Genomic DNA, 1,067 nt, shown 5'->3' with positions numbered 1-1,067 from the left:
GGAAGTTTGAAGTATTCGCATTGTTTGCATCTAACTCAAGGCTAATTAAATTAAGGCCTAGCTCCAAGTTATCTGTAGGGCGATACTGGAAAGTTGCATTTAACGCAGTGCGCTCTCGTTCTTGTTGGAAAGTAGACGGAACAATATCTCCCCAACCAATTAATGACTCAATGCCATTACGTTGGTAGTTAGTTTCAGCGTATGAAACTGAGCCTAAGAAACCAAATGTTTCTTCATCATTCTTCCAGCTAAATAAGCCTGAAATTTGCGGATCTGTTTCTTCAGAAATAGTACCGTAATCTGCTTTAGCACTTAGGAAAGTAGTACCAGCATCAATATCTAACGGCTTACGAGTGTTAACAATAACAGTACCGCCAACACCACCTTCAACAATGTCTGCTTGCGATGATTTATAAACTTCAATTTCGCCTACTAATTCAGGTGGAAGCAATGTGTAGTTAAAGCTACGATCTATTGATTGCTGGTCATACCAACCTGTAGAAGCGACCGTATGGCCATTAAGTAATGTACGAGTTAGCTGACTTGAAGCGCCTCGAATTGAAACTTGCTGACCTTGACCAAACTGGCGGTTTACAGCAACACCAGATATACGACCTAACGCTTCACCTACATCACCATCAGGAAACTTACCAATATCTTCAGCACTTACAGCATCAACTACAGAGTTTGAAAAGCGTTTAGTATTCATTGAAGCTTCGAGTGAGCGACGAATACCACGTACTTCAATCACTTCAACATCTTTTTTTACTTGATTTTCTTCAGCTGCGTATGCAGCACCAGTGAACCCGGCACTCATTACAAGACCGATATTTACTGCTAATAAGCTTTGTTTAAAATTTTTAGCTAACACAGGATTCCCCTTGAGTCATTTTATTGGTTTTATCTATCACTTCTGCCCAGCGAGATGACAACGCTGTCATCTAATAACAAACCATACATTCTTAATTACATTTTTGCTACATATTTTATCGGTTTTTTATAGAAAAATTACGATTAATATTATATGCAATTGAAATATAGAAAGTTTAATTAGGGTCTTTATGCTT

Annotated in this window: 1 protein-coding gene; it reads right to left on the bottom strand. The window is 38.2% G+C overall.

All coding sequences use genetic code 11. The features are described from left to right. Window positions 1–871: TonB-dependent receptor plug domain-containing protein (locus tag ACT3RM_RS17970; RefSeq protein WP_444511526.1), on the bottom strand; the 871-nt coding region annotated here is incomplete at its 3' end. Between the last annotated feature and the right edge of the window lie 196 nt (window positions 872–1,067).

The sequence above is a fragment of the Pseudoalteromonas sp. AOP7-A1-14 genome (assembly GCF_052376275.1).
Lineage (GTDB): Bacteria > Pseudomonadota > Gammaproteobacteria > Enterobacterales > Alteromonadaceae > Pseudoalteromonas.
This window is presented reverse-complemented; position numbering and strand designations above follow the sequence as displayed.